General features: G+C 56.6%; 28 protein-coding genes and 1 tRNA gene. 15 read left to right on the top strand and 14 right to left on the bottom strand.

From position 1 onward, the window contains the following. Positions 1-30 precede the first annotated feature (30 nt). Entirely contained in the window at positions 31-495 is a 465-nt protein-coding gene (locus JHC09_RS04680; RefSeq protein WP_169194468.1) for a cyclic nucleotide-binding domain-containing protein, read from the top strand. On the opposite strand, the gene JHC09_RS04675 is transcribed toward JHC09_RS04680, so the two are convergent. The 3 genes from JHC09_RS04675 to deoD all read right to left on the bottom strand — a co-directional run bounded on the left by JHC09_RS04675 (position 492) and on the right by deoD (position 2902). Continuing rightward, positions 492-1298: an exodeoxyribonuclease III gene (locus JHC09_RS04675; protein WP_199531021.1), complete on the bottom strand. Its 807-nt coding sequence runs from the start codon at positions 1296-1298 to the stop codon at positions 492-494. The two genes, JHC09_RS04680 and JHC09_RS04675, sit on opposite strands and share 4 nt — an antisense overlap. A gap of 147 nt (positions 1299-1445) precedes the next feature. Next, complete coding sequence (gene rplS / locus JHC09_RS04670) at positions 1446-1976, bottom strand: 50S ribosomal protein L19 (protein WP_199531020.1); 531 nt, start codon at positions 1974-1976, stop codon at positions 1446-1448. 215 nt (positions 1977-2191) lie between these two features. Then, positions 2192-2902 (bottom strand): purine-nucleoside phosphorylase, encoded by a 711-nt coding sequence (gene deoD / locus JHC09_RS04665; protein ID WP_199531019.1) that lies wholly within the window; start codon positions 2900-2902, stop codon positions 2192-2194. A gap of 123 nt (positions 2903-3025) precedes the next feature. On the opposite strand from deoD, the gene argC reads away from it, so the two are divergent. The 4 genes from argC (at position 3026) to JHC09_RS04645 (ending at position 5527) form a co-directional block, all read left to right on the top strand. Beyond that, positions 3026-3973, top strand: coding sequence for an N-acetyl-gamma-glutamyl-phosphate reductase (gene argC / locus JHC09_RS04660; protein WP_199531018.1), 948 nt, complete (start codon positions 3026-3028; stop codon positions 3971-3973). A 119-nt stretch (positions 3974-4092) separates the two neighbouring features. Continuing rightward, positions 4093-4698, top strand: coding sequence for a 3-isopropylmalate dehydratase small subunit (gene leuD / locus JHC09_RS04655; protein WP_169194473.1), 606 nt, complete (start codon positions 4093-4095; stop codon positions 4696-4698). A gap of 1 nt (position 4699) precedes the next feature. Beyond that, a complete protein-coding gene (locus JHC09_RS04650; RefSeq protein WP_199531017.1) occupies positions 4700-5128 on the top strand; it encodes a GNAT family N-acetyltransferase in 429 nt (142 codons plus the stop codon). A gap of 3 nt (positions 5129-5131) precedes the next feature. Further along, entirely contained in the window at positions 5132-5527 is a 396-nt protein-coding gene (locus tag JHC09_RS04645) for a RidA family protein (RefSeq protein ID WP_199531016.1), read from the top strand. Positions 5528-5595: 68 nt separating this feature from the next. On the opposite strand, the gene JHC09_RS04640 is transcribed toward JHC09_RS04645, so the two are convergent. After that, entirely contained in the window at positions 5596-8814 is a 3219-nt protein-coding gene (locus JHC09_RS04640; RefSeq protein WP_199531015.1) for a S41 family peptidase, read from the bottom strand. Positions 8815-8995: 181 nt separating this feature from the next. On the opposite strand from JHC09_RS04640, the gene leuB reads away from it, so the two are divergent. Then, the gene (gene leuB, locus JHC09_RS04635; RefSeq protein WP_199531014.1) at positions 8996-10099 is read left to right on the top strand and encodes a 3-isopropylmalate dehydrogenase; all 1104 of its coding nucleotides are present in this window, start codon (positions 8996-8998) and stop codon (positions 10097-10099) included. A 216-nt stretch (positions 10100-10315) separates the two neighbouring features. Here the strand turns inward: leuB and rpsP are convergent, their stop codons facing one another. The 4 genes from rpsP to JHC09_RS04615 all read right to left on the bottom strand — a co-directional run bounded on the left by rpsP (position 10316) and on the right by JHC09_RS04615 (position 14633). Continuing rightward, positions 10316-10678 carry a 30S ribosomal protein S16 gene (gene rpsP, locus JHC09_RS04630; RefSeq protein WP_182394549.1) on the bottom strand — a complete coding sequence of 121 codons (363 nt, stop codon included), beginning with the start codon at positions 10676-10678 and terminating at the stop codon, positions 10316-10318. A gap of 27 nt (positions 10679-10705) precedes the next feature. Continuing rightward, the gene (gene ffh, locus JHC09_RS04625) at positions 10706-12289 is read right to left on the bottom strand and encodes a signal recognition particle protein (protein WP_199531013.1); all 1584 of its coding nucleotides are present in this window, start codon (positions 12287-12289) and stop codon (positions 10706-10708) included. A 220-nt stretch (positions 12290-12509) separates the two neighbouring features. Continuing rightward, positions 12510-13562: a GNAT family N-acetyltransferase gene (locus JHC09_RS04620; protein WP_199531012.1), complete on the bottom strand. Its 1053-nt coding sequence runs from the start codon at positions 13560-13562 to the stop codon at positions 12510-12512. A gap of 117 nt (positions 13563-13679) precedes the next feature. Beyond that, positions 13680-14633 (bottom strand): hypothetical protein, encoded by a 954-nt coding sequence (locus tag JHC09_RS04615; RefSeq protein WP_199531011.1) that lies wholly within the window; start codon positions 14631-14633, stop codon positions 13680-13682. 281 nt (positions 14634-14914) lie between these two features. Between JHC09_RS04615 and dapF the strand changes: the two genes are divergently transcribed. The 4 genes from dapF to JHC09_RS04595 all read left to right on the top strand — a co-directional run bounded on the left by dapF (position 14915) and on the right by JHC09_RS04595 (position 18978). Continuing rightward, on the top strand, positions 14915-15763 hold the full coding sequence (gene dapF, locus JHC09_RS04610; protein WP_248308902.1) for a diaminopimelate epimerase: 849 nt from the start codon (positions 14915-14917) through the stop codon (positions 15761-15763). Then, complete coding sequence (mtaB, locus tag JHC09_RS04605; RefSeq protein ID WP_199531009.1) at positions 15763-17025, top strand: tRNA (N(6)-L-threonylcarbamoyladenosine(37)-C(2))-methylthiotransferase MtaB; 1263 nt, start codon at positions 15763-15765, stop codon at positions 17023-17025. The genes dapF and mtaB overlap by 1 nt, the downstream gene beginning before the upstream one ends. A 19-nt stretch (positions 17026-17044) precedes the next feature. Continuing rightward, positions 17045-18268 carry a signal recognition particle-docking protein FtsY gene (gene ftsY, locus JHC09_RS04600; RefSeq protein WP_199531008.1) on the top strand — a complete coding sequence of 408 codons (1224 nt, stop codon included), beginning with the start codon at positions 17045-17047 and terminating at the stop codon, positions 18266-18268. Between the two features lie 110 nt (positions 18269-18378). Beyond that, positions 18379-18978 (top strand): septation protein A, encoded by a 600-nt coding sequence (locus JHC09_RS04595; RefSeq protein ID WP_199531007.1) that lies wholly within the window; start codon positions 18379-18381, stop codon positions 18976-18978. 49 nt (positions 18979-19027) lie between these two features. Here JHC09_RS04595 and JHC09_RS04590 read toward each other — a convergent pair whose 3' ends face one another. The 4 genes from JHC09_RS04590 to tsaD are packed head-to-tail and all read right to left on the bottom strand — an operon-like array spanning position 19028 to position 21798. Continuing rightward, entirely contained in the window at positions 19028-19462 is a 435-nt protein-coding gene (locus JHC09_RS04590) for an EVE domain-containing protein (RefSeq protein WP_199531006.1), read from the bottom strand. Between the two features lie 5 nt (positions 19463-19467). After that, positions 19468-19761, bottom strand: coding sequence for a YciI family protein (locus JHC09_RS04585; protein ID WP_199531005.1), 294 nt, complete (start codon positions 19759-19761; stop codon positions 19468-19470). Between the two features lie 2 nt (positions 19762-19763). Further along, positions 19764-20750: an NAD(P)H-dependent glycerol-3-phosphate dehydrogenase gene (locus tag JHC09_RS04580; protein ID WP_199531004.1), complete on the bottom strand. Its 987-nt coding sequence runs from the start codon at positions 20748-20750 to the stop codon at positions 19764-19766. Further along, on the bottom strand, positions 20740-21798 hold the full coding sequence (gene tsaD, locus JHC09_RS04575; RefSeq protein ID WP_169194523.1) for a tRNA (adenosine(37)-N6)-threonylcarbamoyltransferase complex transferase subunit TsaD: 1059 nt from the start codon (positions 21796-21798) through the stop codon (positions 20740-20742). Before tsaD ends, JHC09_RS04580 begins: the two co-directional genes overlap by 11 nt. A gap of 77 nt (positions 21799-21875) precedes the next feature. Between tsaD and hemC the strand changes: the two genes are divergently transcribed. From hemC to JHC09_RS04550, 5 genes are all read left to right on the top strand, one after another. Further along, the gene (gene hemC, locus JHC09_RS04570) at positions 21876-22814 is read left to right on the top strand and encodes a hydroxymethylbilane synthase (RefSeq protein WP_199531003.1); all 939 of its coding nucleotides are present in this window, start codon (positions 21876-21878) and stop codon (positions 22812-22814) included. After that, the gene (locus JHC09_RS04565) at positions 22802-23539 is read left to right on the top strand and encodes a uroporphyrinogen-III synthase (RefSeq protein ID WP_199531002.1); all 738 of its coding nucleotides are present in this window, start codon (positions 22802-22804) and stop codon (positions 23537-23539) included. Before hemC ends, JHC09_RS04565 begins: the two co-directional genes overlap by 13 nt. Before the next feature lie 26 nt (positions 23540-23565). Further along, positions 23566-24795, top strand: a complete 1230-nt coding sequence (locus JHC09_RS04560) for a hypothetical protein (RefSeq protein WP_199531001.1) — start codon at positions 23566-23568, stop codon at positions 24793-24795. Continuing rightward, positions 24792-26177 (top strand): heme biosynthesis HemY N-terminal domain-containing protein, encoded by a 1386-nt coding sequence (locus tag JHC09_RS04555; RefSeq protein WP_199531000.1) that lies wholly within the window; start codon positions 24792-24794, stop codon positions 26175-26177. The genes JHC09_RS04560 and JHC09_RS04555 overlap by 4 nt, the downstream gene beginning before the upstream one ends. A gap of 33 nt (positions 26178-26210) precedes the next feature. Continuing rightward, positions 26211-26286, top strand: a tRNA-Thr gene (locus JHC09_RS04550). Between the two features lie 5 nt (positions 26287-26291). Here the strand turns inward: JHC09_RS04550 and JHC09_RS04545 are convergent. Both JHC09_RS04545 and JHC09_RS04540 read right to left on the bottom strand, forming a co-directional pair. After that, entirely contained in the window at positions 26292-26753 is a 462-nt protein-coding gene (locus JHC09_RS04545) for a hypothetical protein (RefSeq protein ID WP_199530999.1), read from the bottom strand. A 32-nt stretch (positions 26754-26785) separates the two neighbouring features. Next, positions 26786-26881: IS3 family transposase (locus JHC09_RS04540; RefSeq protein WP_199530998.1), on the bottom strand; the 96-nt coding region annotated here is incomplete at its 5' end.

Raw genomic sequence — 26881 nt, 5'->3', positions numbered from 1 at the left:
AGCGGCCAAAGGCATAGCGGGTCTGGGCTGATGATAGTGGACGACGCGGCCGAGCTCTTGAGCCAGGCCGATTTCTTCGACATTTGCGATGAACAAGAGCTCACCATGTTGGGATTTGCTGGTGATCGCCAACATTTCTCGGCCGGTGACGTCATCTATCGCGGCGGTACGGAGCCGCAAGGTGCTTCCGTTTTGGTGCGCGGTACTGTGCTCGTTGAACATCAAGGCGCAGAGGCGAGCAAAGCCTATCGTCTCACCGAGCCTGGCAGTGTCATATCGCCAACCTCGCTGATCATCGCTAAACCGCGACCCGTGACCTTTACGGCTGAGACGGAATGCGAGCTGATCTTTGTCCCGCGGTCTGCTTTTCTAAAGCTCGCAAAACAAAGCCCCAGCCTCGCTCAACGCGCCGCAGAGCGCATCCAACGAGATCTGGGGCAATATATGCACGCGCTCGAACCACTGCGAAAGAAGATGGTTCGCTCCGCGGATTAGCCGAAACGGGCGATGACGGGCACGTGGTCCGAAGGTTGCGCTGTCCAGCCTCGGGCCGCGCGAACGATCTCTATTCCAGAACAATTCTGGGCTATGTCCGAAGTTGACCAAATGTGGTCAAGGCGACGACCGCGGTCGGACGCATTCCAATCCTTGCCGCGATAGCTCCACCACGAATAGATCTTCTGATCGTAGGGCACGTGCTTGCGCACTAGGTCGACCCAGCCAAATCCTCCCTTGAGTAGGGCATCGAGGCGCTCGGTTTCCATCGGCGTGTGGCTGATGATTTTAAGCAGTTGCTTGTGGTTCCACACGTCGTTCTCGTGTGGCGCAATGTTGAAGTCACCGGCAATCAGCTGACGATGCTGGAAGGCAGGCTCGGCGAACCACGTCTTCAGCTCATCCAGGAAATCGATCTTGTGCTTGAACTTGGGATTGATGGTTACGTCCGGCTCATCGCCGCCCGCAGGAATATAGAAATTGTGCAGCGTGGTTGGGCCATAGCCAAAGTCCATCAGCGCTGCAATGTGGCGCGAATCTGGGATTTCGCAGAAAGAGCGGCTTGAAATGTCCGTTAGCGGAAACTTCGAGACAGTTGCGACCCCGTGGTAACCCTTCTGGCCATGCACGGCCATGTGCGGGTAGCCAGCTTCGATGAAAGCATTGCGCGGAAACTGGTCATTCGTGCACTTAATTTCCTGCAGCATCAACACGTCCGGCTGATACTCGCGCAAGAAATTAAGGACCATCTCGATCCGAAGGCGGACCGAATTGATGTTCCAGGTCACAATGGAAGTGGTCATTAAAGACTCCGGGAATCGGGTGACGCTTGTTTGTGCTCTTTTATCAGCCCTAGCCGATTGAGCTAAGCGTTTCACGTGAATCGTTGTGGCAAAAGGAAAGGCCCGGTGTTGCCACCGGGCCTCTCAATTCGATCAGCTTCGAGCGTCTTATTCGCTCTTTGCTTCTTCGGCTGCTGCCGCTGCTGCTGCTGCTTCAGCTTCCTTTGCAGCGACTTCAGCTGCGAGGGCCTGAGCTGCTGCTACGCGTTCAGCTTCACGGGCTTCCTTAGCAGCCAGTGCTGCTTCGCGTTCGCCAGCTTCGATCTTGCGGGTACGAGCGTTGGTCGATTCGAAAATACGAGCAGACTTACCGCGACGATCGCGCAGGTAGTACAGCTTGGCGCGACGAACCTTACCGCGCTTGATCACTTCAACCGAAGCAATGTTTGGGGAGTAGATTGGGAACACGCGTTCCACGCCTTCACCGTAAGAAATCTTACGGACGGTGAAGGATTCCATGATGCCGCCACCCGAGCGAGCAATCACGACGCCTTCATAGGCCTGGAGACGTTCCTTGTCGCCTTCGCGGATCTTTACCCACACCTTGACGGTATCGCCGTGGGTGAAGTCTGGAAGTTCGCGCTGAGCGGCGAGCTTAGCAACTTGTTCTTGTTCAAGCTGCTGGATGATATTGGTCATAATCGATCCGTTCTGATCTTTTCGCTGGAGCAATTTGGGGGTCCGAAAACCCTTGTTGCCCGGTCTTGGTTTGTAACGGAGGGCAGTCTTCTTGTTATTCCCGTGCGTCTACTCCGAGAGGCAAACACACGAATGGGCGGCTCATAGGCGATAAACGCCAATGAGTCCAGCCCCGGTGCAGCATTCGGCCTCTGACTCTCAGCCTTTTTACGGGTTTAAGCGACGGCGGTATCGAGGGAGAGCTCAACCATCTCTTTGAGCGAGCTTTGACGCTCGTCGGCGCTCATTTCCTCGTGCGTAATCAGGCTATCAGTCATGGTGCAAATGGCGAGGGCCTTCACCTTGAAACGCGCTGCGAGCGTATAAAGCACAGCCGCTTCCATCTCCACGCCGATCACGCCATGCTCCGGCAACTTGTCATACCCTGCGAAGCCATCAGCGTGGTAGAAGACATCTGAAGACAGCATATTGCCTGCGTGATAGGCCAAACCGCGCGCTTCAGCGAGATTGGCGGCTGTGCGCAGAAGGCCGAAGTCGGCGATTGGGGCGAAGTTGAAGGCGCCGAACCGGTCCTTCACAATGCCTGAATCGGTGGACGCACCCTGCGCCAGTATAATGTCCCGCACCTTCACATCAGCGCTAAGCCCGCCGCATGTGCCCACACGGATGATCTTTTTAACGCCAAAGACGTTGATCAACTCATGAACATAGATGGCCAGGGACGGTTGGCCCATCCCACTGGCCTGCACTGAAATAGGCTTGCGTTTCCAGGTGCCGGTATAGCCGAGGCAATTACGGACAGAATTGACGAGTTTGGGGTTCTCGAAGAACGTCTCAGCGATCCATTTTGCGCGCAAAGGGTCGCCCGGCAGCAGCACGGCTTCTGCATAGTCACCGGGCTTGGCGTGATTGTGTGGAGTGCTCATAGTCGTCCCTCGATTTGTAGATGCTTAGGATTGCCAAAGCTGGGCATGCATTACAACCGCAGAACGCTTGACGTTGGCGCGAGAGAACGCCATCTAAGCCAAGTCTTATTGAGGAGCCCATTCATGGCCGCGAAGATCTTTATTGATGGCGAAGCTGGTACCACTGGTCTGCAGATCCGTGATCGTCTGGCTGGCCGACAGGATCTTGAAGTTCTCTCGATCGCGCCGGAAAAGCGCAAGGATCAGGATGAGCGTAAGCGCCTGCTCAATGCAGCTGATGTGGCGATCCTCTGCCTCCCCGACGAAGCCGCCAAAGAAAGCGTGCGTCTCATCGACAATGGCACCACTCGTGTCATTGATGCCTCGACCGCATTCCGTATCGCTGAAGGCTGGACCTATGGCTTTGCTGAAATGGACATCGGTCAGACCGAAGCCATTTCTAAGGCGCGTTTCGTTGCCAATCCAGGGTGCTGGCCACAGGGGCTAATCGCGGCCGCTCGTCCGTTGGTAGAAGCGCGTCTTCTGCCCGGTGACTATCCGCTGAGCTACCATGGCATTTCCGGCTATTCCGGTGGCGGTCGGCAAATGATCGAAGAGTATGAGGCAGAAGGCGCAAAGCCGAGCCAGTTCATGCCTTATGGCCTGACCTTTAAGCACAAGCACCTGCCAGAAATGGCGGAATATGCGCATCTTAACCGTGCGCCTTTGTTTGAGCCCACCGTTGGTAATTTTGCTCAGGGCATGCTCACGACGCTGCCGCTGCACCTCGACATGGTTGCCGATATGCCAACGGGCAAAGATCTGCATGATTGCCTTTCGGCACATTACGCAGCGATCCCAAACAGCTTCGTTGAAGTCATGCCTTATGATCCAAGCGCCGGCAAAATCGCTTCGCTTGACCCGCAGGAGAATAACGGCACCAACAAGCTCTCGCTTTATGTCTTTGCCAATGATGAGCTCAATCAGGCTGTCATTGCTGCTGTGTACGACAATCTGGGCAAGGGCGCTTCTGGCGCTGCGGTTCAGAACCTCAACATCATGTTGGGCGTCGATCCAAAGACCAGCCTGTAAGCATTTTTCAAACGTACGGATGGGGTGAAAACTTCAACCGTACGCTTTGGTACGGTTAGGCCTTGACCGATACCCCCGGATTGCGCGATGACGCTAATAACAGCGAGGTCCCAAACCACATGGATAAGTTCATCACTCTGACCGGTGTCGCGGCTCCATTGCCGATTATCAATATCGACACCGATATGATCATCCCAAAGCAGTACCTCAAGACGATCAAGCGCACCGGTCTCGGCACTGCGCTGTTCTCCGAAATGCGGTACAATGAAGATGGCTCGGAAAATGCTGAGTTCGTCCTCAATCAGCCTGCTTATCGCAAAGCGCAGATCATCATCGCGGGCGACAATTTTGGTTGTGGTTCCTCGCGTGAGCACGCGCCTTGGGCACTGCTTGACTTCGGCGTTCGCTGCGTGATTTCCACCAGCTTTGCGGACATTTTCTACAATAATTGCTTCAAGAACGGCATTCTGCCACTCGTCGTTTCGCCAGAACAGCTCAAACTGCTGCTCGACGATGCCGAGCGCGGCTCAAACGCTACTCTGACCATCGACCTCGAAGCGCAGACCATTCAGGGTCCAGATGGTGGCACACTCCACTTCGACATCGACCCATCGCGCAAGCAGATCCTGCTTGAAGGTCTCGATGACATTGCCGGCACCTTGAAGTCCGATGCATCCATAACCTCCTTTGAGGGAAAAATGGCTGCACAACGTCCCTGGCTCTAAAATGGTCCAGATCGTTCTAGAAGAAGGTCAGAGTGGGGCATCTCATCAGACCATTTTGAGCGGTCTTATCCAGTACAATGACTCCAAAACGGAGGGGCGGTTTGCTCCTCCGTTTTTTTCATTTGTGCTGGCGGTAAAAGACGACGGCGGCGACACTGTTGGCGGCCTGACTGGCCGCATCAGCTACGGCTGGATGATGATTGAACTATTGCACCTGCCAGCGACTTTGCGCGGGCAGGGTGTTGGCGAAGCCTTGATGAATAGGGCAGAGGTCTTGGCGCGCGAAAAACTCTGTGTCGGCATTCGGTTAGACACGATGAGTTTTCAAGCTCCTGGGTTTTACGCAAAGCTTGGCTACACTGAATACGGCCGCCTAGAAGACTATCCGCCCGGTCACACTCGTTACTTCCTTCACAAGAGATTGGACTAACCCATGGTGCAGCGCGTCTCCACTGGCTCGCCCTTTGAAGCCACCTTTGGCTATTCGCGCGCCGTGCGCCACGAAGACACAGTCTATGTGTCCGGTACGACGGGCTATGACTACGCCACCATGACCATGCCGGAGAGCGCTGGCGAGCAGGCCAAGAACGCCCTGGCCACCGTCGACAAAGCGCTCAAAGAAGTGGGCTCCTCGATCGAGGATACGGTCCGCGTTGTCTATTACGTCGCTGACCGATCGTTGGTTGATGAAGTCGTCGCAGCGGTGGGTCCGGTGTTCAAGAATATCCGTCCGGCCGCTTCCATGCTGATTGTGCAGATGATCGAAGAGGGCATGAATATCGAGATCGAAGTAACGGCCCGCATCGGCGCGGCGACCAGCCACAGCTGATCGCATCTCAGTGCGGAAAATGAAAAGGCGCCCCAAGAGGCGCCTTTTTTACTTTTTGGAATCGTTGCTTACGGCAGACGGCAGTCGCTGTCAGCGCCGATCTGCTCCATCAGAGCGGCCACGGCGGCCTCGAGCTGCGGGTCGGTATTGAAGCCAACAGAGTTGGGGTCAAACGGCACGTGAATGTCTGGCTGAATGATGCTGTTTTCATACAAATGCCCGTCGAGATTGCGGATAGGCAAAGTTGGCATCGCATATTCAAAGCCCCTGACGATCTTGCTTTTATAGGACGAGACATAGGTGCCGGTGTTCAACACCGCATCGCCGACGATGAGCCCCAATTTGGTGTCGTGATAGGCCTGAGGGAACATAGTGCCATCCGAATAGCCATAGCTATCCACCAGAATTGCGCTCGGGCCAATCCAGCGATTGTTGGGATCCTGTACCTTCGGGCCATCATCGCGACCAGTCACGCTATACGCTTCGCCGCTGAGCAGTGTCATCAATTCGCGGGTGAGGTTGCCCCCGCCGTTCGAACGCACGTCGATAAGCGCTGCCTTGGCGACATCGCGCATCCCAGTCAAACGGCCAACGAGGCGGCGGTAAGAGGGTTCGTCCATATCTGGAACGTACTGATAAACCACACAGCTGTTGGAGAGTCGGCTCACCATCTCACGGCGGCTATCGCGCCATCGTTCGCGGGCGAGTTCGTACTCATCGAAGGCGCTGATCGGGTGGACGCTCACAGTGCGTTGGTCTTCACCATTGGCTTTCGCGATACCGAGCGACACCTCTCTGCCTGAGTTGCGATCAAGAAGACGACCGGTTCCGCCCAAGTCTGGAATTTGCTTGCCATTAATGCTCGTGATTACGTCGCCCGCGTTTACGCCCAGGCTGGCGCGGTCGAGTGGACCACCGGGGAGCACCGCAGCCACGCGTAGACCGGGGCCTTCAAAACCATAGTCAAAATAGACGCCAAGGACGTCGCTCTGACTCCCAATCCCCGCTACATTGCCTTCGAATATCACGGAGTTGGAAAAGAGGTGTGATGCAGACAACTCGCCATACATTGCGCGCACGAGATCCGAAAGTTCACGCGTCGAATTGATGGAGCCCAAATACGAGCGATACTTCGCGCCAATGGCATCCCAATCGCGGCCTTCTAGGTCTGCTGAGTAAAAATTATACTTCAGGTGCGACCATGCCTGCTCAAAGGCGGCCCTTCTATGAGCGTCGAGATTGAAGCTGGCGACGTGATTGACCGCGATGTGTTCAGTGCCGTTGGGGCTGTAGACTGACACCCGTACAATCTCATCGTCAGCTTTGAAGTCGATCACATCTGTTGCGGCCACGTGAGAAAAGCCAACGGTGCCGGGGGCCTCAACGATTTGAATCGTCTCGGCGCTACCGTCGGCCAAATCTATGCGTTGAATCAAAAAGTGCGTGTCGTCGATGCGATCGACCCCGATCAAGCCGGTACCATTGGCTTCCAGATAATAGTAGTCGAGGTGGCCTCCGATGTGTGTTTCGAGGCGGGAAGCGCGCTCCGCTTCTGGTACGTAGCGTTTCGGGCCGCGCTCAGCAAAATCGACCGTGCCATCGGCGAGGTCGATAAAGTCTGCGCGCGCCTGCGCCGAAACGAAAATGCGATACAGGTCGAGCGTTTCAATGTGAAGCTGCGCGGACCACGCAGTATCAACTGCCGATTGAACAAAAATCTGGCTGCCATCGGTGCTCCACTGCCCATTGAAGCTCACGTTGAGGGCTTGTGTTACGTGCTGTGGCGGTGCGCTACCATCAGCGGGGACAACCGCGGCCTTAGAATTGTCGCCACCAGATCCAATAGTGCGCCAACGCGTTAGGATTTGGTCTGATGTAGGAGCCCAAGAGAACCAGATGTCATCCTCTCGATAGGACGAGTTATAGTCACTGGGCGCGAAGAGCTTTGTCACAGCCTTAGTTGCTAGATTGAGAACCTGCACTTCTCGTCGATCCGCGATAAAGGCGATCTTTGAGCCGTCTGGGGAGTAGAGCGGTTGGAATGCGTTCCCTTCCTCGGGGACATAGAGCTTTTCTTCAACAAAGCTCTCACCTTCGCCTGCACCAGCGGAGGTTAATGCAATGCGATACAGGCCCCACTGATGATCGCGCTCGCTGGCATAAGTGAGCGCCTGACCGTCAGGTGAAAAGCTTACGTTGCGCTCTTCCTCAGGGGTTTCGGTTAGTTGCTGTACCTTACCTGTCGTATCGACCAAAAATATATTGCCATAGCGGGCGATGGCGAAATGCTTGCCGTCCGGAGATGAGACAAATTCGTCGCTCCCGAGGAGCGGCACATTCACATCCAAGCTGGCGAGCTGCTCAAGCGTCAGCACCTCAAGTGGTTGGGGCTCGGTCTCTCCCGCGCTAATCGTATAGATGCGTCCGTCGTGGATAAAAGCCAGCATGCCGTTATCGGCGATCGACAGGTCGATTACCTGTGTGCCGTGAAACTGCGTGACCTGCTCTTCGGTCTTATCGGCAAATGAATAGCGCCAGACATTGACCGTGCCGGTCCCTTCCGCGAGGTAATAGATCGCGCTGTTGTCGGGGCTCCAAACCGGGTTGTAGCGATCGACGCCATCAACATTGAAAAGCCGCTCGTGGTTCCCGGTGGCAGGGGAGTACATATAGATTTGTCGCGCATTGGCTGTGACGCGATGTTGGCGCTCGGCACGATCCCCTGCTGGGTCGAAACTATACGCGAGTTTGTCCATCGCTGTATTCCAGCGCGCGTCGCTGGCGTAGTTAGGCAGAACGAGGGTTTCGCGGCCGGTTTCGACACTTTGAGCAAACAGCTGTGGCTTGCTAGAAAGTGCCGTCTGTACGCTGCGTTCAGCGTCTCCGAGAGCTATTCTACTATAAAGAATCTGTTCTCCGTCGGGCGAGAAGCTCGATGGTTGCTCGCCAAATGAGGACCAAGTGCGTCGTTCGAGCGTCCCGCTGAAATCGGTGAGATAGATCTCGGTATTGCCATTGATGTCGGTGGCAAAGGCAAGTCTTTCTGAGTCCGGCGCCCAGATCGCTCCATAGCTAAAATTGCCGGCGGTGGTGAGCGGAACGGCGAGCCCGCCATCAGCAGGTACGACAAAAATCTGCCCACGATAGGTGAAACTGATGGTTTCCCCGTCTGGCGATATACTGGCATAGCGCATCCACCGAGGTGTCTCGCCGTTGGGTTGAGCATAGGCAGGAATTATGGCCGCCATCAGCGCGAGCGCTGACAGTCCTAAAAATTTCTTAAACACTGATACCTCCTAAAATCTCCGTATTTATCCGTGGGTATGTCTTAGCGTGTTGTTAATTTATTCCTCGGGCGATACTGGAATTTTGGATGCAAACGCGGCAGCCGCTTGCGCTGACCTCGAAAAAAGCGCTATGTGCAAGCCAAGGTGTACCCGTGAGTACGGTTGAGGAGTTTATCCCAATATGGCTGCCCATTCCCTTTTCCTTCTGCCAGGTGACGGCATCGGCACAGAGATCATGGCTGAGGTCGAAAAGATCATCGCTTGGTCCGACGAAGCTGGTCTGACGGACTTCGCGATTGAACGCGGTCTGGCTGGCGGTTGCGCTTATGACGCGCATGGCGAAGCGATCTCCGAAGAAGACATGGAAAAGGCATTGAAGGCCGACGCCGTCATCTTTGGTGCGGTTGGCGGTCCGAAGTGGGACAATGTCCCTTACGACAAGCGCCCAGAAGCTGCTCTCCTGCGTCTGCGCAAGGATCTGGGCCTGTTTGCCAACCTGCGTCCAGCGATCTGCTACCCAGCACTGGCTGACGCCTCTGCGCTCAAGCGCGAACTGGTTGAAGGCCTCGACATCCTCATCGTTCGCGAGCTGACCGGTGGCGTTTACTTCGGCGAGCCGAAGGAAATCATCGATCTGGGCAATGGCCAGAAGCGCGGCGTCGATACTCAGGTTTACGAAACCTACGAAATCGATCGCATTGCACGCGTCGCCTTCGATCTTGCCCGCACCCGCGGCAACAAGATCCACTCGGCTGACAAGAAGAACGTCATGAAGTCTGGCGTGTTGTGGGACGAAGTCGTTCGCACCGTTGCCAAGGATTTTGGCGACGTAGCGTTCAATCATATTCTGGCTGACAACTGCGCTATGCAGCTCGTCCGCAATCCAAAGCAGTTCGACGTAATCGTTACTGATAACCTCTTCGGCGACATTCTCTCGGACGTTGCAGCAATGCTCACCGGTTCGCTTGGCATGCTCCCATCGGCAGCGCTTGGCGCTCCAGATGCGACCACCGGGAAGCGTAAGGCGATGTACGAGCCAGTCCACGGCTCGGCTCCAGACATTGCTGGCAAGGGCATCGCCAACCCGATCGCGATGATCGCGTCCTACGCGATGGCTCTGCGCTATTCCTTCGGCATGATCGAACTGGCTGACAAGGTCGAAGGCGCCATTGCTGCCGTTCTCGCCGATGGCCTACGTTCGGCTGACATTGCCCAGGAAGGCTGCAAGGTCGTTGGCACCCAAGAAATGGGCGAAGCGATCCTTGCAAAGCTCAAGGCAGCATAAGGGAGACGTTGTCTCCTTTATAAGTTCCATAAGTTTTAAGTCTGAAAACCCCCGGCAGAGATGTCGGGGTTTTTTGTTAGTTTTGATTGCCAAGGGAGAAGCTTCACCCAGTTACCCGCGCCGGCGGGGCTTCTTTTTGTAGCCACAAAACCCAACAAAAAACCCCGGTGCCGAAACACCGGGGTCTTCAAAAATCTCAGTCCAAAAGGACTAAAACTATTCAGCTGCGCCTTCAGCAACAGCAGCTTCCTTAGCTGCCTTTTCTTCTGCGCGTTCCTTAGCGCGGTCGCCTGGCTCACCCTTCTTTGGGTTGTTGCGTGCGTCGCGCTTCAGGAGGCCCGCTGCGTCGAGGAAACGTTCTACGCGGTCGGTCGGAACTGCACCAACGGACAGCCAGTGCTGAGCGCGTTCGGTGTTCAGAACGATGCGGTTTTCAACGTCCTTGTTCAGCAGTGGGTTGTAGGTGCCCAGCTTTTCGATGAAGCGGCCGTCGCGTGGCGAACGCGCGTCAGCGATAACGATGTGGTAGAATGGGCGCTTCTTGGTGCCAGCGCGTGCAAGGCGGATCTTGAGTGCCATGATTGGCTCCTAGTTTCGAGTTTTGGTCTATTTCTTCTTGCCCAAGCCGGGCAGGCCTGGGAATTTTGGTAAGCCACCGAGACCGGGAAGACCCGGACCACCGGAGGACTTGAGCAGCGCGTTGACGTCAGTCGGTAGCGCCTTGGGGGCAGGGAGATCAGTGCCGGGCAGGCCCTTGAGCTGATCGGGATTGATGCCGGCCTGACGGGCCATGGCTTCAAGCTGTTTAGGGTCCATTTTGGACAGGTCCGGCATGCCGCCGAGCATTCCGCCCATCTTGCCCCCAAACATGCCCCCGAGTGCGCCCATGCCGCCCTTGGAGACTTTTTTCATCATATCCGCCATCTGGCGGTGCTGTTTGGTCAGCTTATTGATTTCCGACACGTCAACACCGGCACCAGCAGCGATACGCTTGCGGCGCGAAGCATTGAGCAGGTCCGGGTTGGCCCGTTCCTTGGCGGTCATCGAATTGATAATGGCGATCTGGCGATCAAAGACCTTTTCGTCGATGTTCGCGTTGGCCATAGCCTTTTTCATTTGGCCGGCACCGGGCATCATGCCCATCAGGCCGCCCATGCCGCCCATCTTCTTCATCTGCTGAAGCTGGCCGCGCAGATCGTCGAGGTCAAAGGAGCCCTTCTTGAGCTTCTTCGCCATTTTCGCGGCGTCTTCGGCGGTAACGTGTTCGGCAGCCTTTTCCACGAGCGAAACAATGTCGCCCATGCCAAGGATACGGTCAGCGATACGGCTTGGATGGAAGTCCTCGAGGGCATCCATCTTTTCGCCAACACCGATCAGCTTGATCGGCTTGCCCGTTGCGGCGCGCATCGAGAGCGCAGCGCCACCACGACCGTCGCCATCAACGCGCGTCAGCACGATACCGGTAATGTCGAGACGGCTATCAAATGAGCGGGCGACGTTGATCGCGTCCTGGCCGGTCAGCGAATCGACAACCAGCAGAATTTCGTGTGGCTTGACGGTTTCCTTAATGGAGACCGTTTCGACCATCAGTTCCTCGTCAATATGCGTACGACCGGCGGTGTCGACGATCAGAACGTCATAGCCGCCGAGGCGGGCTTCGCGTTCAGCGCGACGCGCGATTTCGACCGGCGTTTCGCTCGAGACGATTGGAAGAGTGTCAACACCAACCTGTTCGCCAAGGATGCGCAGCTGCTCCATAGCAGCCGGACGGCGCGTGTCGAGCGAAGCCAGCAGCACTTTTTTGCGCTGCTTGTCCTTAAGACGTTTGGCAATCTTAGCAGTGGTGGTGGTCTTACCCGAACCCTGCAAACCAACCATCAGGAGGGTTACGGGGGCAGGGGCGTTAAGATCGATGGTGACAGCGTTAGAGCCAAGAACTGCAACGAGTTCGTCGTTGACGATCTTGACGACTTGCTGGCCCGGGGTAACGGAGCGCGTGACTTCAGCGCCAATAGCGCGTTCACGAACCTGCTCAACGAAGGCACGGACAACTTCAAGCGAAACGTCGGCTTCAATAAGGGCGCGACGAATTTCGCGCATTGCAGCATCGACGTCCGCTTCATTCAGCGCGCCGCGGCCACGAAGCCCGTCAAAGATTTTGCCAAGCCGGTCGCTTAAGCTCTCGAACATGCCGTTTCCTTTTCACTCGCAAGGCCAATTCCTTGTGAGAGATAAGATCCAAAAAGCCAAACACCAAACCCACCCGCGGGCGCAACGCGCTGGCGGATGTTGGCCTCCGGGATCTCTTTATACCCCTAGGGGTCCCGGTCGGCTGGTCAGGAGCAAATGCCTGATGAACAGTTTGGCTCTAAGGGAAAGCGCCTAACGAGTCAAGGAAGCTCGGCAATCCTTATGGTTTTTGGTCCTTGTTCCGCCCAAAAAAGCGCATGATTTTTACGCGGAAGGTCGGTGGGGTACGCAAAACCAGTGCTTTCAGGTTTGGTCGCAACCAAACGTCCCAAACGCGCACAATCAATTTGCCGCGTGCGGTGAGAGGGATAGCGATATCGTGGACGCCCACGACATGAGTCGCCCACGTTAATTTGTAAGGCATGGTGGGAATACCAAGGTCACAGGCGGCCAGCCCGCGGTCGGCGCAGGCCTGAGTGACTTCGGCGAGGTGCATCTTGCCCGGACTTTCGTCTGACTGGGAAAAGTCCCGAGCCGCCACATAGGCGTAATAGCGTCCACCGTGAGTGAAACCCCATTGTTCAGCCAGAAAATTTTGACCGTGAACGAGCGAAAAACCAGTGACTGGAAGATCTGGATGCCCGACCAAGCTGGCGCAAAAGTCCTGAAAGTGACGCGTGCCGAAAGCGCGCGACGTCAGGCCCTGCTCTTTTAAACGTTGGTCTCGGCTACTGAGGGTTCTCTCGATCAGCGCCAATTGTTGGCTCGGCTCATCGATCACGTGATGGACGAGAGATGCCTCGCGTTCGAGCCTATTGCGCGCATTGCGGATGTTCTTGCGCGTTTTCGGCCTTACCGTGCGGAAATAAGCAGCGAAGTCAGGATAGTCCGAGAGTTCCGCGATCGGCGCACCGAGAGTTTCGACGGTTTTGACGTGATCGGCTGGCAGCCCTTTATAAAGTGATGAGCCGCTGCGTACTTTAGTGAAGAGCAGTGTGTCACAGGCAATATTCGACTTCGCCGCATCGATCAGGTGTCGTACCACGGCCTCGGTATTTTCTTCTGCAGCTACCATGGCATTCGATATCTGAGAAAAAGCATAGCCAATGGGCATTAAAACCCGGCGTATGCTAGTGTCGACGAGTTCCATCGGCAGGGCGCCAATAAGCCTCTCACCTCGGTACACGAGAACAAAAAATGGGCTGAAGGCCGCGTTGTTGCGCGCCGTCTCAAAGTCCCAGATAGCTCGAATCCAACCTAGGCTCTGGAACAAGACGTCTCGCCCGGAGCGCTGTTCGAGTTCGAGCCAAAGTGGCGCAAGGCGATCGAACGCCTCGCGCTGATTTATGACCTTAGTGTGAAGGGCGTCTATCGCGGCGATTTGACGAGATCACTTTTCAAAGGTGAAGGCGGGGATGTCCCTGATACCTTCGGGATTGGTTGGGTCGACTTCGAAGTCGACAGTGTAAACCTTCTTGCGCTGCGGGTTGAGCGGCGAAAATTTTACAGCGCCGGCGAGCCCGAGTTTGGACAGATAAGAAAGACCGCTCGTGTTCTGAGCGAGCTTCGTGAGGCCCAACTTATTGCGCAACACGCCATTGGCGTAATTTACCGCGTAGTGTTTACGCAGTTCGTCGGTCCAATGCTCGGTGGTGAAACTGACATTGAGCATGCCGTGATTGACGACGCGGTGTGGCCCATTGAGCGGCCAATGCAGCATCTGGCCCGCTTCAAGGTCATAAACCTGCGCGAAATCATCAAACCACTGCTCAAATGGCATGTCGGTTTCGCGCAACTGCCCAAGGATAAGCTTTTCCAGCGCTGGCTGAGAAATAAAGGGCGCTTGGGCGGGGTAGACATAAACCTTCTTTGTGCCCCTCACCTGCCACAAGCTCTGGCCAGGGACGTCAGAATGGTATTTGACCGAGACATTGGGCGATGAGATGAGAATGGTGAGATTGCGTTTATAGCTCTTAAACCCCGGGATACGGCCTTCGAACTCGCTATAGAGACTATCAAGCAGCGCACCATAGGCGGGGTCGGTTTTGGCCGGTGCTGTCAAATTCACCCAAATATTGCCATTACGCACGACCTCCAAAACCTCTGCGCCGGATAGATCCTTGATCTGACCTTCACGCCTTTTAGGTGGGTTCCCGGGGGTCTTTTGAGAGTAATTGACGTGATAGGCCTCACGCGGCGTCATGTCGATCAATCGGGAAAGTGCTGCATCGGAAAACAAATCCGATTGCGCTAAGGTGTGTTGGAGGCGAAGAGCCTGCGTGCCCCACACATCGGCATAGTAGTCTTTCCAGTCACTGATAATATGACTAGGCGAAAAAGCCATATTCATAGTTTTTCCTCATAGCGATCTGCTTTGATGATCTATAGCCACTCTTTCCTCTGTCATTGCACGATTAAATTTTGTTTCTAGTTAAGGCCAATGGTTACGTTTTAATGTACCCGATAGACGCAAGCGTCGGTAAACCGCGTCGAACCAGATCGTTCGGTGAAGGTGTCGCTCTGGCAATTGAAAAGCTATTCCGCCATATAGTGGGCGAAAGCGCCTCTGCGAACGGCGCACACTGCGTGGAAGAATTGACCGTGAGCGACATTCCTTTTTTGAAAATGAATGGTCTGGGCAACCAGATTATCGTGGCCGATATGCGCGGCACCGATAAGCGGGTCACGGCGGATGCGGCGATTGCCATCAATGCGCGTCCAGAAACCAAGTTCGACCAGATCATGGCCATCCATGATCCGCGCACCTCGGGAACCGACTATTTTATTGAGATCATCAATTCCGATGGATCGCGCGCTCAAGCTTGCGGAAATGGGATGCGCTGCGTTGTGCAGTTCCTCACAGCCGAGCACGGGCGTCGACGTTTCGATTTTGAAAGCGTTGCAGGTTTTCTCTTCGGAGAAGAAGCTGAAGATGGCTTGATCACTGTGGATATGGGTACGCCCAAATTCGCATGGTACGACATTCCGCTCAACGAAGAGTTTGGCGACACGCGCGCCATTGAACTTCAGATTGGGCCGATTGATGCGCCAATCCTGCATTCCCCTTCGGCAGCCTCGATGGGCAATCCGCATGTCACCTTCTGGGTGAAGGATGATGTGTGGGGTTATGCTCTGGAAAAGTTCGGGCCCATGCTCGAGAACCATCCGCTCTTCCCAGAGCGCTGCAATATTTCTATCGCGGAGGTCATTACGCCAGATCGCATGATTTTGCGGACATGGGAGCGTGGGGCAGGGATCACTGAAGCCTGTGGCACCGCTGCTTGCGCCGCCCTCGTCAACGGCGTTCGTACCCGTCGCACCAATCGCAAAGCGACGATCACCGTTCCAGGCGGCGATCTCGTTGTCGAGTGGCTGCCTGATGATCACGTGACCCTCACGGGACCGGCAGAGTATGAATGGCGCGGCACGGTTGACCCCTCAACGGGCATTTGGGCGCGTAGCGAGGCCGCTTAATGGCCATTGAGACACTCACTTTTGGCTGCCGCCTCAACGCCTATGAAGGCGAGGTGATGAAGGCCCAGGCCGAAAAGGCCGGGCTGGATAATGCTATCATTATCAATACCTGCGCCGTCACTCAGGAGTCCGTCCGTCAGGCACGGCAAGCGGTTCGTAAAGCACGCCGCGATAATCCTGAGGCTAAAATCATCGTCACCGGCTGCGCAGCGCAAACTGAGGCGCGCAGCTTTGGCGATATGGCCGAGGTCGATCTGGTCATCGGTAATGCCGATAAGCTCAAGGCCGATAGCTATCAGCCGATGGTTTTTGGCCTGCCTCTGAACGACAAGGTGCAGGTCAACGATATCATGAGCGTGCGTGAAACCGCCGCTCATCTCATTGAAGGCATGGACAGCCGCACCCGCGCCTTTGTGCAGGTGCAAAACGGCTGCGATCACCGATGCACATTCTGCATTATTCCGTTTGGTCGTGGGCCCTCGCGCTCTGTGCCAATGGGCTTGGTCGTCGATCAGATCAAGAAGCTTGTCGCCAATGGTGTCAAAGAAGTGGTGCTCACCGGGGTGGACATTACCTCCTATGGTCCCGACCTACCCGGCGCACCCAGCTTGGGCCAATTGGTCCAGGCGATCTTGCGGCATGTGCTGGACCTCCCGCGCCTTCGTATTTCCTCGATTGATTCCATTGAGGCCGATCCGGCGCTGTATGAAGCGGTCACCGATCTTCGCCTGATGCCGCATCTGCATCTCTCCCTGCAATCAGGGGATGATCTCATTCTCAAGCGGATGAAGCGCCGCCATTTGCGCGATGATGCTCTTGCCATCATTTCTAAGCTCCGGGGCTTGCGGCCTGACATGGTTTTTGGGGCAGACATTATTGCCGGTTTCCCGACCGAAACCGATGACATGTTTGAAAACTCCCGACGATTTATTAGCGAAGCGGGCCTGACTTATATCCATGCCTTTCCATATTCGCCGCGCCCGGGCACACCGGCGGCGCGCATGCCACAGGTCAACCGCTCTGTCGCAAAGCAAAGAGCAAATGTTCTGCGTCAGGAGGGGGATCGGCAGGTTCAGGCTCTCAGCCAAACGCGGATTGGCGCGGTGGAACAAGTGCTTGTTGAACGCTCCGGCATCGGCCGCACGCAACAGTTCCTTCCCGTTAATATGGCTGGCATAGAACACGGGTCATTGGTCAGTGTAAGAATTACGGGCGCGAGCGCAGATTGCCTTGTCGGCGACGTGCTCCCCCTTGCAGCTTAGGTGAAGGCGAACTGAGACTATGAGCGAAAAGAAACCCGGCTTCTTCCAGCGGTTTTTCGGTGGCCAGCCTGCTCCATCACCGGCGGGTCCAGAAAGCCTGCCTGATGCACCTTTGGCACCAGTCCATGTGCCAGAAACACCCGCGCCCGAACCAATTGCTGTCGTTGAGGCGCCTGCGGTCGAGGAAGACCTGCCGCCGCCCGGCCCACCGGAAATGACGCCAGACTATGTCGAAGAGGTTGAAGACCAGCTGGTCTCGCCGCCTCAAGCGATCGCAACCCCTGTGCGGCTTGCACCCGCGTCAGCTGTTGACGTTCCGGCCGAAAAGCAAGGCTGGTTCGCGCGTCTTGCCTCGGGGCTAAAACGCTCATCCGATAATCTGAGCACCTCGATCACTTCGGTTTTCACCAAGCGTAAGCTTGATGCGGCAACGCTTGATGAGCTGGAAGACGTTCTGGTTCAGGCTGACTTGGGAATCGAGACGGCGATTTCCATCACCGAAACGCTGCGCCGCGACCGTTTTGATAAAGACGTGTCGGGTGAAGACGTCCGTGCCGTTCTCGCTGCTGAAGTCGAAAAAGTGCTCACCCCTGTCGCACAGCCTCTGGTTGTCGACGCCGCGCAAAAGCCCTTCATTATCTTGATGATTGGCGTCAACGGCTCGGGCAAGACCACCACCGTCGGCAAGCTGGCGCAGAAATTCTCGCGCGAAGGCAAGTCGGTCATGCTCGCCGCGGGCGATACATTTCGCGCCGCAGCCATTGAACAGCTTCAGGTCTGGGGTCAGCGCACCAATTCCCCCGTCATCTCGCGTCCAGCGGGTGCAGACGCTTCGGGTCTGGCCTTCGATGCCGTCACCCAAGCTAAGGCTGAGGGGCGCGATGTTCTCATTATCGATACGGCGGGGCGGTTGCAGAACCGCGAAGAGCTGATGGATGAGTTGGAAAAAATCATTCGCGTGATCAAGAAGGTTGATCCTTCCGCTCCCCACGCGACCCTTCTGACCTTGGATGCGACTACCGGCCAGAATGCGCTTCGTCAGGTTGAAATTTTTGGCAAGCGCGGTGGGGTAACAGGGCTGGTGATGACCAAGCTTGATGGTACGGCCCGCGGTGGCATTCTCGTGGCCATCGCCCGTAAATTTGGCCTGCCTGTGCATTTTATTGGTGTGGGCGAAGGGGTTGAAGACCTTGAGCCCTTTGAAGCAGGCGATTTTGCCAAGGCAATCGCTGGCCAGCATTAACGTGAACGAGGGGCCAGCTTGCTGGCCAAAATCTAACCACTGTTACGCGCTAAGTCGCTTGCAGACCGCGTCATAACCCCTAAAGTTCTGGCGTCTTACTGGAAAATATTATGACCGACAAAACCCAGGCCGAACCGAGTTGGGATGAGCTAAAGCCGCAAGTGATCAAGCTTGCGTTGGAACTAGGGCCTTTGGTGCTGTTCTTCATCATGAACGGCCGCACCGATATTTTCGTCGCGACCGCATGGTTCATGGGCGCGATGGTTCTTTCCCTCGCATTGTCTTGGCTGATCTTGCGCAAAATCGCGGTTATGCCATTGGTCACTGGTGCGGTGGTGCTGATTTTTGGTGGCCTGACCCTGTGGTTGCAGGATGACACCTTCATCAAGATGAAGCCGACCATTACCAATTCGCTTTTTGCAGTGGTGCTGCTTGGCGGGCTGCTGTTCGGTCAGTCCTTGCTCAAATACGTCTTTGGCGACGTCTATAAGCTCAAGCCTGAAGGCTGGTGGAAGATGACCCTCAATTGGGGTTTGTTCTTCGTCGTTCTCGCCGTCATCAACGAGATTGTCTGGCGCAATTTCGACACCGACTTTTGGGTCGCCTTCAAAGTCTGGGGCATCATGCCGTTGACGGTGATTTTCTCAATGACGCAGCTACCGCTGCTGCAGAAATACGCACCGCAGCCCGAACAGAACGAGGCGCGGTAACCCCCCAAAATAAAAGGGCCACTCGATTGAGTGGCCCTTTTTTGTTGGCCTAAAGGCCGCCCATCTTGCAGAGCAGTTCCCATTCATATTCCGAAACGCGCGAGACCGAGAGGCGAGAATATTTCACCAACTCGATTTCACTGAGCTGCTCAGTGCCTTTGATCTCAGCCAGGGTCACGGCGCGGGGAAATGGTTTTACCGCTTCGAGATCAACACAGTCCCAAACGATCTGCCCCTTGGTGTTGGGCTCAGCGGTGCTGTCGGGGTGAGATTCATTGGCAATGCGTGCGATGCCTACGATCTCGCGGCCGATATTGGAGTGATAGAAAAAGGCGAGATCGCCCTTCTTCATCTCCCGCATATTGTTGCGCGCCAGATAATTGCGCACCCCATGCCATTCTTCCACTTCGCCCTTGGCCGTTTTGGCCTCGAGGTCTGCGTATGAGAAAACATCTGGCTCAGACTTCATTAGCCAATAGGCCATAGCGCTTAGAACTCCACGCCGGTGGTGTTGATGGCAATGCGCCAGCGCTTCACTTCATAGGACGAGAAAACGCCTGCCGGTACAAACGGATCAGCCGCAGCCATGGCTTTGGCGGCATCGAGATCTTCCGCTTCAAACACAACGATCGAGCCCTCGGGCTGATCATTGTCATCCAGCAAGGCTCCGGCATAAACCACTGCCTTACCCAAAGATTGCAAATGGTCGAGATGAGCCGGACGCACGTCAAGGCGCGTCTGCAGAGCACCGGGAGCATCCTTGGCAATCATGGCGTAAAGCATGGTCAGTCTTCTCTCTTCAAAGGCCGGGACATCAGCCCGGCGACAACGGTCGCAATGTTAGAGGTGCCGCTTACTACAGCATCTACCGCGTCGATCAGTGGGGCATCGACCCCAAGGGTCTTCGCCAAGGCGGCAGCAACCGGCGCGGTGGCGACACCTTCGGCCAGTTTTGCGCCGCTGGCTAGAATGTCTTGCGTGGAACGGCCCGCACCCAGAGCAATACCAAACTGGTAATTGCGCGATTGGCTGGATGTGCAAGTCAGGGTGAGATCGCCCATGCCCGCTAATCCGGTGAGCGTGCTGGCCGAGCCACCCATGGCCGTCACCATGCGTGCCATTTCTGCATAGCCGCGCGCGATCAAGGCGGCGCGCGCCGAAGCGCCAAGGTTCGCTCCTTCTATAGCACCACAGGCCAGCGCATAGACGTTCTTGAGCGCACCAGCGATTTCTACGCCGGTGCGGTCATCTGCGGCGTAGAGCCGAAAGCTCGGTCCTGCCAAAGCGGCAGCGATAGCTTCGGTGGCCTCATCATCATCGCCGGCCAGTGTCACTGCTGTGGGGCGTCCCGAGGCGAGGTCCGCGGCAAAGCTTGGGCCGGAGAGGACATATGGGACCGCAGTTGGGCACAGCTGCTCGACAATTGCGCTCTGCCGCTCCAGCGTGCCCTGCTCAAGGCCTTTAGCCGAAAGGATCACGGGTTTGTTGTCCAGCAATCTGGGGTCAAGCGCCGCCAAAACCGACCGTGTCGTCTGGGCGGGCACAGCCATAATAATCAAATCAGCAGCGCCCAAACTGGTCACAGCGCTGATCGCTGGCGACAAGATCTGCCCGGGCAGGGATTTTTCGTTGATCCGCGTGGCGTTAATCGAGGCGGCCTGTTCAGCCGAGCGGACTACCAAACTGACGCTGCGACCGGCCATTGCCGCCGCTTGCGCTAGAGCGGTGCCCCAAGCGCCGCCACCAATGACAGCAACATGATCAAACGTCATCGGACGAAACCTTCATATCCGGCGTATCAAGGGGCCAGCGTGGGCGTGCGGCAAAATCGAGCGTATTGCGCGCATGGAGTGCAAAGCGTTCGGCGCCTGCCCAAGCGATCATCGCGCCATTATCGGTGCAAAGCGCAATGGGGGGAACAACAAGCGTCGCTCCATGCGCCTCCACAACGGCCCGCAATGCCGCCGAAATGGCCTGATTAGCCGCAACCCCACCTGCAACCACTAGCGTAGGTACGGCATCAGGCAGCTCGGTCTTAAACCGGTCGAGTGCTTGAGACGAGCGCTTCGCTACAATTTCCGACACGGTCGCCTGGAAGGAGGCCGCAATGTCGGCGACGTCTTGGTCGGTGAGCGGTGCCAAGGCTTCTGCCTGCAATCTCACGGCGGTTTTCAGCCCAGAGAAAGAAAAGTCGAGCCGCTCTTCCCGCAGAAGAGGTCTTGGGAAGCGGAAACGCTTTGGGTCGCCCTGTTTTGCCATCTGCTCAACAGCAGGCCCGCCGGGATGTCCGAGCGACAAAAGCTTTGCTGTTTTATCGAAGGCTTCGCCCAAGGCATCGTCAATTGTCCCGCCCCAGCGCTCATAGTCACCCACGCCACGCACCAGCACAAACTGGCTATGGCCGCCGGAAACGAGCAGCATAAGATAGGGGAATTGCACCTCATTGGTCAGGCGCGCGGTGAGCGCGTGGCCTTCAAGGTGATTGACGGCGATCAGCGGCTTGTCGAGCGAGGCCGACAAGGCTTTGGCCGTTGTTAATCCCACCAGCACCCCGCCGATAAGGCCAGGGCCAGCGGTTGCAGCAATTGCATCAACTTCGCTGATCGCAATTCCGGCTTCGTCAACGGCTTGTGCGATGATATGGTCGAGCCATTCAACATGGGCTCGCGCCGCCAATTCTGGGACGACACCGCCGAAGGCTGCGTGTTCATCCAATTGGGATCGGACCACGTTGGAACGGATTGTTCCCCGGCCGGTTTCATCCCGGACAACTATCGAAGCGGCGGTTTCGTCGCAGCTGGTCTCAATGCCAAGAATGATGGTGTGTGCTTGCTCGGTCACGACGAACGGTCTACTCCCGTAAACAAGCTTCTCGCCTACACTAGGACTGCCCGCCTATGCAATCGTCAGCACTCTTTGCCACCATCGGAACTCGCGGTAGCCCACTGGCTTTAGCGCAGGCTCACCTTGTGCGGTCTTTGCTGGCAAAAGCCCATGGGGTCAGCGAAGAGCTGATCGGGATTCGTGTCCTGTCCACAGGCGGTGACCGCAGCCAGGCGGAAAACACCACTCTTTCCGACATTGGCGGAAAAGGCGTTTTCACCAAAGAGATAGACGACGCTTTGCTCGCTGGTGAGATCGATCTTGGTGTGCACTCCAGCAAGGACGTTGCGACTGGCCTGCCTCAAGGCATTACCCTTGCGGCTTTCCTCGAACGCGAGGATGTGCGCGATGCTTTCCTCTCGGTGAGTGTTCCCAGTTTAGACCATCTGCCGCAGGGCGCGCGCTTCGGCACCTCTTCAATTCGTCGTGCGGCTCAAGCCCTGCGATTGCGCCCCGACCTCGTCATCGTGCCTTTCCGTGGCAATGTTCACACCCGCATCCAGAAATTAGTGGATGGCGTTGCTGACGCCACCTTGCTGGCTATGGCTGGGCTCAATCGTCTTGGCGAGGCCCACCGGGTTACCAGTATTTTGGAGCCGGACCATTTTATGCCAGCGCCCGCCCAAGGGGCGATCGGCCTCGCTATCCGCACCGGTGATGACCGATTGGCGCAGTTGATCGCGCCACTCAACCACGCTGAAACTTTTGGTAAAATCACCGCTGAACGCACCATGCTGGCGGTTTTGGATGGGTCCTGCCGCACGCCGGTTGGCGCGCTGACCAGCCTTTCTGACGGTATCTATACCCTTAAGGGCGAGATTTTGAGCCTTGATGGGCAAACAACCTTTAAGGCTGAAGGCCAAGACACCGATCCGCAGCGCTTGGGCGAAACCGTCGGACAGAGCCTCGTGTCGAAAGCGGGCGCGGAGTGGTTTGCGCAATGGCAAAACTAATGCGCATGCTGATCACTCGTCCTGAGCCCGATGCTCAGGCGACCCAAGATCGCCTTTCGGCCTTGGGTATTGAGGGATCACTCGCGCCGCTGATGATCCGTCAGAACGTTGATGCGTCGGTGCCGTCCGGTGCGTTTGCTGGCGTGGCAGTCACCAGCACCAATGCTTTACGCTCGCTCGAAGATCAGGGGTTGATAGAGCGCTTTCGTGACGTCCCCACATTTGCGGTGGGAGATCGCACGGCGTATGAAGCCCGGGCCTTGGGCTTCACAAATGTTGTTGCCGCCGATGGAACGCTGCCCTCGCTGGTCACGACAATCGCCCTTTCACGTAATTCGGGCCCCATTTTCTATCCTGCAGGACGCCACCTGAGCGGTGATCTGGGCCATGCTTTGACGCCCCATGGAATTTTGGTTGCAACGGCAACAGTTTATGAAATGGTTTCAGAGACGAGCCTGCCTTCAGGCCTGCTCGATGACCTCGAGGCTGACGGCTTTGGGGCGGTCCTATTTTATTCGCGCCGCACGGCAGAAATTTTCTGCTCTTTGGCCCAATCAATAGAACTTGGTAAGCGTCGCACGTTACCCATGCTGTGCATGTCAGAAAAAGTTGCAGAGCCACTGCTCGAAAACCACTTCAGCCGCGTTCTGCTTTCTGACTACCCCAGCGAAGACGCCATGATGGCACTGGCACTTGCTTTTGCTAGAGAGCAAACTGGGGCATGATCGGATTGTAAGTTAGAGGTACGCTAATGGCTGACGCGCCCGGCACCGAATCGCCAAATAAGGCCCCGACCACTGGTTCAACCAAAGGGTCGAAGACAGGCCCGGTGAAGCCTCCGGTGTTAGAGGGGACCGCCCGGCCTGCAGCCACTGTCTCTGAAAAACCCGCTACTGCCGAGGCACCGACAGCAAAACCTGCGCCTCAACCGCAAAAGGAACCGCCTGTTCCGCCGGTGCCACCAATCCCGCCCCAAAGCGCGGCCGCAGCAGCTCCGTCGCGCAGCAATCCAGTGATTGCAGGTATAGTCGGAGGCGTCATCGGTCTCGGCGCAGCCTATGGTCTCGCCGCGGCCGGTCTTTGGCCGCAACCTCCAGCAGCGCCGGTCCAGTCCGACAACCGGATCGCACAGTTTGCGACCGCGGTTCCCCAGCTCCAGACGGCGACTGACGCTGTTCAAGCCGAATTGGCTGACATCAGCACGCGTATCGCCTCGCTTGAACAGCAGCCCGCTACGGCCGAAACTCCTGCCGTCGACCCCGCGCTCGAGCAGGAGGTTGCGGCGCTCGCCGCACGGATAGAGAGCCTTAGTGTCCCCGGACCATCGAGCGGTGTTAGTGTTGAAGCTGTCGAGGATTTGAAATCGCAGCTGCAGCTGCTGCGAAGCGAATTTGCGGACGCCAGTTCCGCCCTTGAAGCGACCCAGAGCCAGCTGTCAGCAGTGGCCACAAGTGCACAAGCCAATACTTCGCGTACTGACCGGCTCGCTTTGAGCCTATCGTCGTTGGACTTTGCCTTCGCAAATGCCCGGCCTTATGCCCCTGAATTGTCCATAATACGCCAGGAAATGCCCTCAAGTGCCATTCCCGCGCCCATCGCCTCCAAGGCCGAAACGGGCTTGCCGCGACCGGGCGACGTGATGGCTAAACTCAACACTGTTTTGCCCGATATGCTGGCTGGCCAACCCTTGCCTGAGAATGTCAGCTGGCAAGATACGGCGGCCGGGTGGTTCCGTGGTGTGATTGCGCTGCGCCCTTCCGCGCAGGCTCAGGGCGACAGCCCGGAGGCAGTGGTTGCGCGCCTAGAGGCTGCGACCCAACGTGCTGATTTTGATACAGCTTTCGCCGAGTTCTCCAAGCTTCCGCAGGCTATGCAATCAGCTGCAGGCGATCTTGGGACAGACCTTGAAACCCTAGCAATTGCCAATAGCTTCCTCGTCGACATCAGGGCTCAGGCCCTCAATGCGGAGGCGGCGCAATGATCAGGCTTGCCTCGTGGATTATCGGCAGCCTTGTCGTTGCAGGCATTGTAGCTTGGGTCATTGCGCTCCCCGGCACCATCAGCCTCGATATTGCTGGTTATCGTATGCAACCGCGCCTTGGTACGGCGGTGGCACTGCTGGTTCTGGCAACCATCATCATTATTGCCATTTGGGCGGTGGTCCGCCGCGTGATTGGGGCCCCTAAGGCCTTGAACCGTCGACGCAATCGTAAACGCCGCGAACAGGGATTCGAGGCCCTATCGCAAGCCGTCATCGCTCTGCAATCAGGCGATCCCGCCCGTGCTCGCATCATGGCGCGCGAGGCTCAAGCCCGGCTGCCGGAAGATAGTGCTGCCAAACTTCTCGAGGCACGCGCCGATCTTGCACTCGGCGATATGTCCGCCGCACGCGAACATTATCGCGCCCTGATCGCCAACGAATCGACCGCAGTGGCTGCTTTGACCGGCTTATACGACCAGGCCCAGGTGCAAAGCCGCCCTGAGGCGGCCCTGGTTTTTGCTCAGAAAACCCTAGCGTTAGCGCCCCACAGCGCGTGGGCCAACCAGGCCGTATTCGACAATTTTGTCGCCACGCGCCAATGGGCTGAAGCTGTTGCCATGGTCAATGTGGAGGTTGCTGGCAGTCGCGAGGAAAAGGCCCGTAAGCGTCGTCGGCAGGCCGTAATCGAGACCGCGCGGGCGCGGGAAATGGAAGTGTCCGAGCCAAACGCGGGCCTTGATCACGCCCTTACCGCTTTGAAACTTTTACCAGACTTCGTACCCGCCGCTCTTATTGGCGCGCGCATTTACATCAATCGGGGCGAAAGCCGCAAAGCGCAAAGCTTGCTGCGTCGCACATGGCGAGCGACCGGTCACCCAGATGTGGCCATGCTGTATGCCAACTCCCAGCCGGGCGCTTCGGCTTTGGACCGCCTCAAGCGGATCGGCGAACTGATAGAAATACCGCCGACAAATCGTGCTGCCGCCATAGTCATGGCCCGGACTGCCATCGACGCTTACGATTGGCCGCTTGCCCGTAAGTGCTTGGAAAACTTTCTTGATGACGACCTTACCCAGGGCGTCGCTAGCTTGATGGGTGAGATTGAGGAAGGGCAAAGCGGGGATCAGGGCAAAGCTCGTGAATGGTTCGCGCGCGCTGTTCGTGCGCCGCGAGATCCGGCATGGACGGCAGATGGAATCATTAGCGACGAATGGGAGCCGGTTTCTCCGGTGACCGGGCGTCTCGATGCGTTCGAATGGAAAGTGCCGACCACCCAAACCGCGCGATCCACGGCAATTGAGAAGGGGACAGTGCAAACTATGTCTGAACTCCCGCCTCCGGAACGCGCCTTGCCTCTTGCAACGACTGAAAACGATCAGTAAAAGACCGAAATTCCGTCCGGTTCGCCCGACGGCGCCGCTTTAGCTCAGTTGGTAGAGCACATCATTCGTAATGATGGGGTCACGTGTTCGAGTCACGTAAGCGGCACCACTATTTCACATTGAAATCGTTAGGTTTTTTGCGCCCCCCCAGTTCGACGGAGCTGGCCTCTTAGAACGGGTCGCCACGGGGTCGCCACCGTGCCCAGAATTAGTTTTCTGAACGCTGCGTTGGTCAAAAGTGGCGTTTAGCTCTCGAACACCCTGGTGCATTTGGTGCTCGCCATTTGTCAGGTAAGTTAATTGGTCCAGCAACATAGATGCAATTGTTTGTATGGATCCTTTGCGTATCGTATCGAGTGCGTCTTTGCGGGCTCTTTCAGCATCGGACCATTTGTCTCGTTTTACCCACGGCCGCGCGCTCAGGTGCGCATGTTCCGGGTCAAGCATGGTGCGCAAAAGCTTACTCGAGGGACCGTAACCAAAGGTGCTCTCGTAGCTGAGAATGGCCTCAAGAGTCGCCACGAGTTGTTCGGTAATCAGTTCGCTCTTGCCTGCACCGTTAGTGATGCGAAGCATTTTGAGCTGCTGCCGGTTCGGTGGACCCACGGTTAGGCTAACTTAGCTTTTTCTTCGTAGTCTACGGGGCTCAGATAACCCAGTGTAGAGTGCCGGCGCCTCGGGTTATAGAAGCGCTCGATATAGTC

It is taken from the genome of Devosia sp. MC532 (assembly GCF_016461625.1).
Taxonomy (GTDB): Bacteria; Pseudomonadota; Alphaproteobacteria; order Rhizobiales; family Devosiaceae; genus Devosia.
This window is presented reverse-complemented; position numbering and strand designations above follow the sequence as displayed.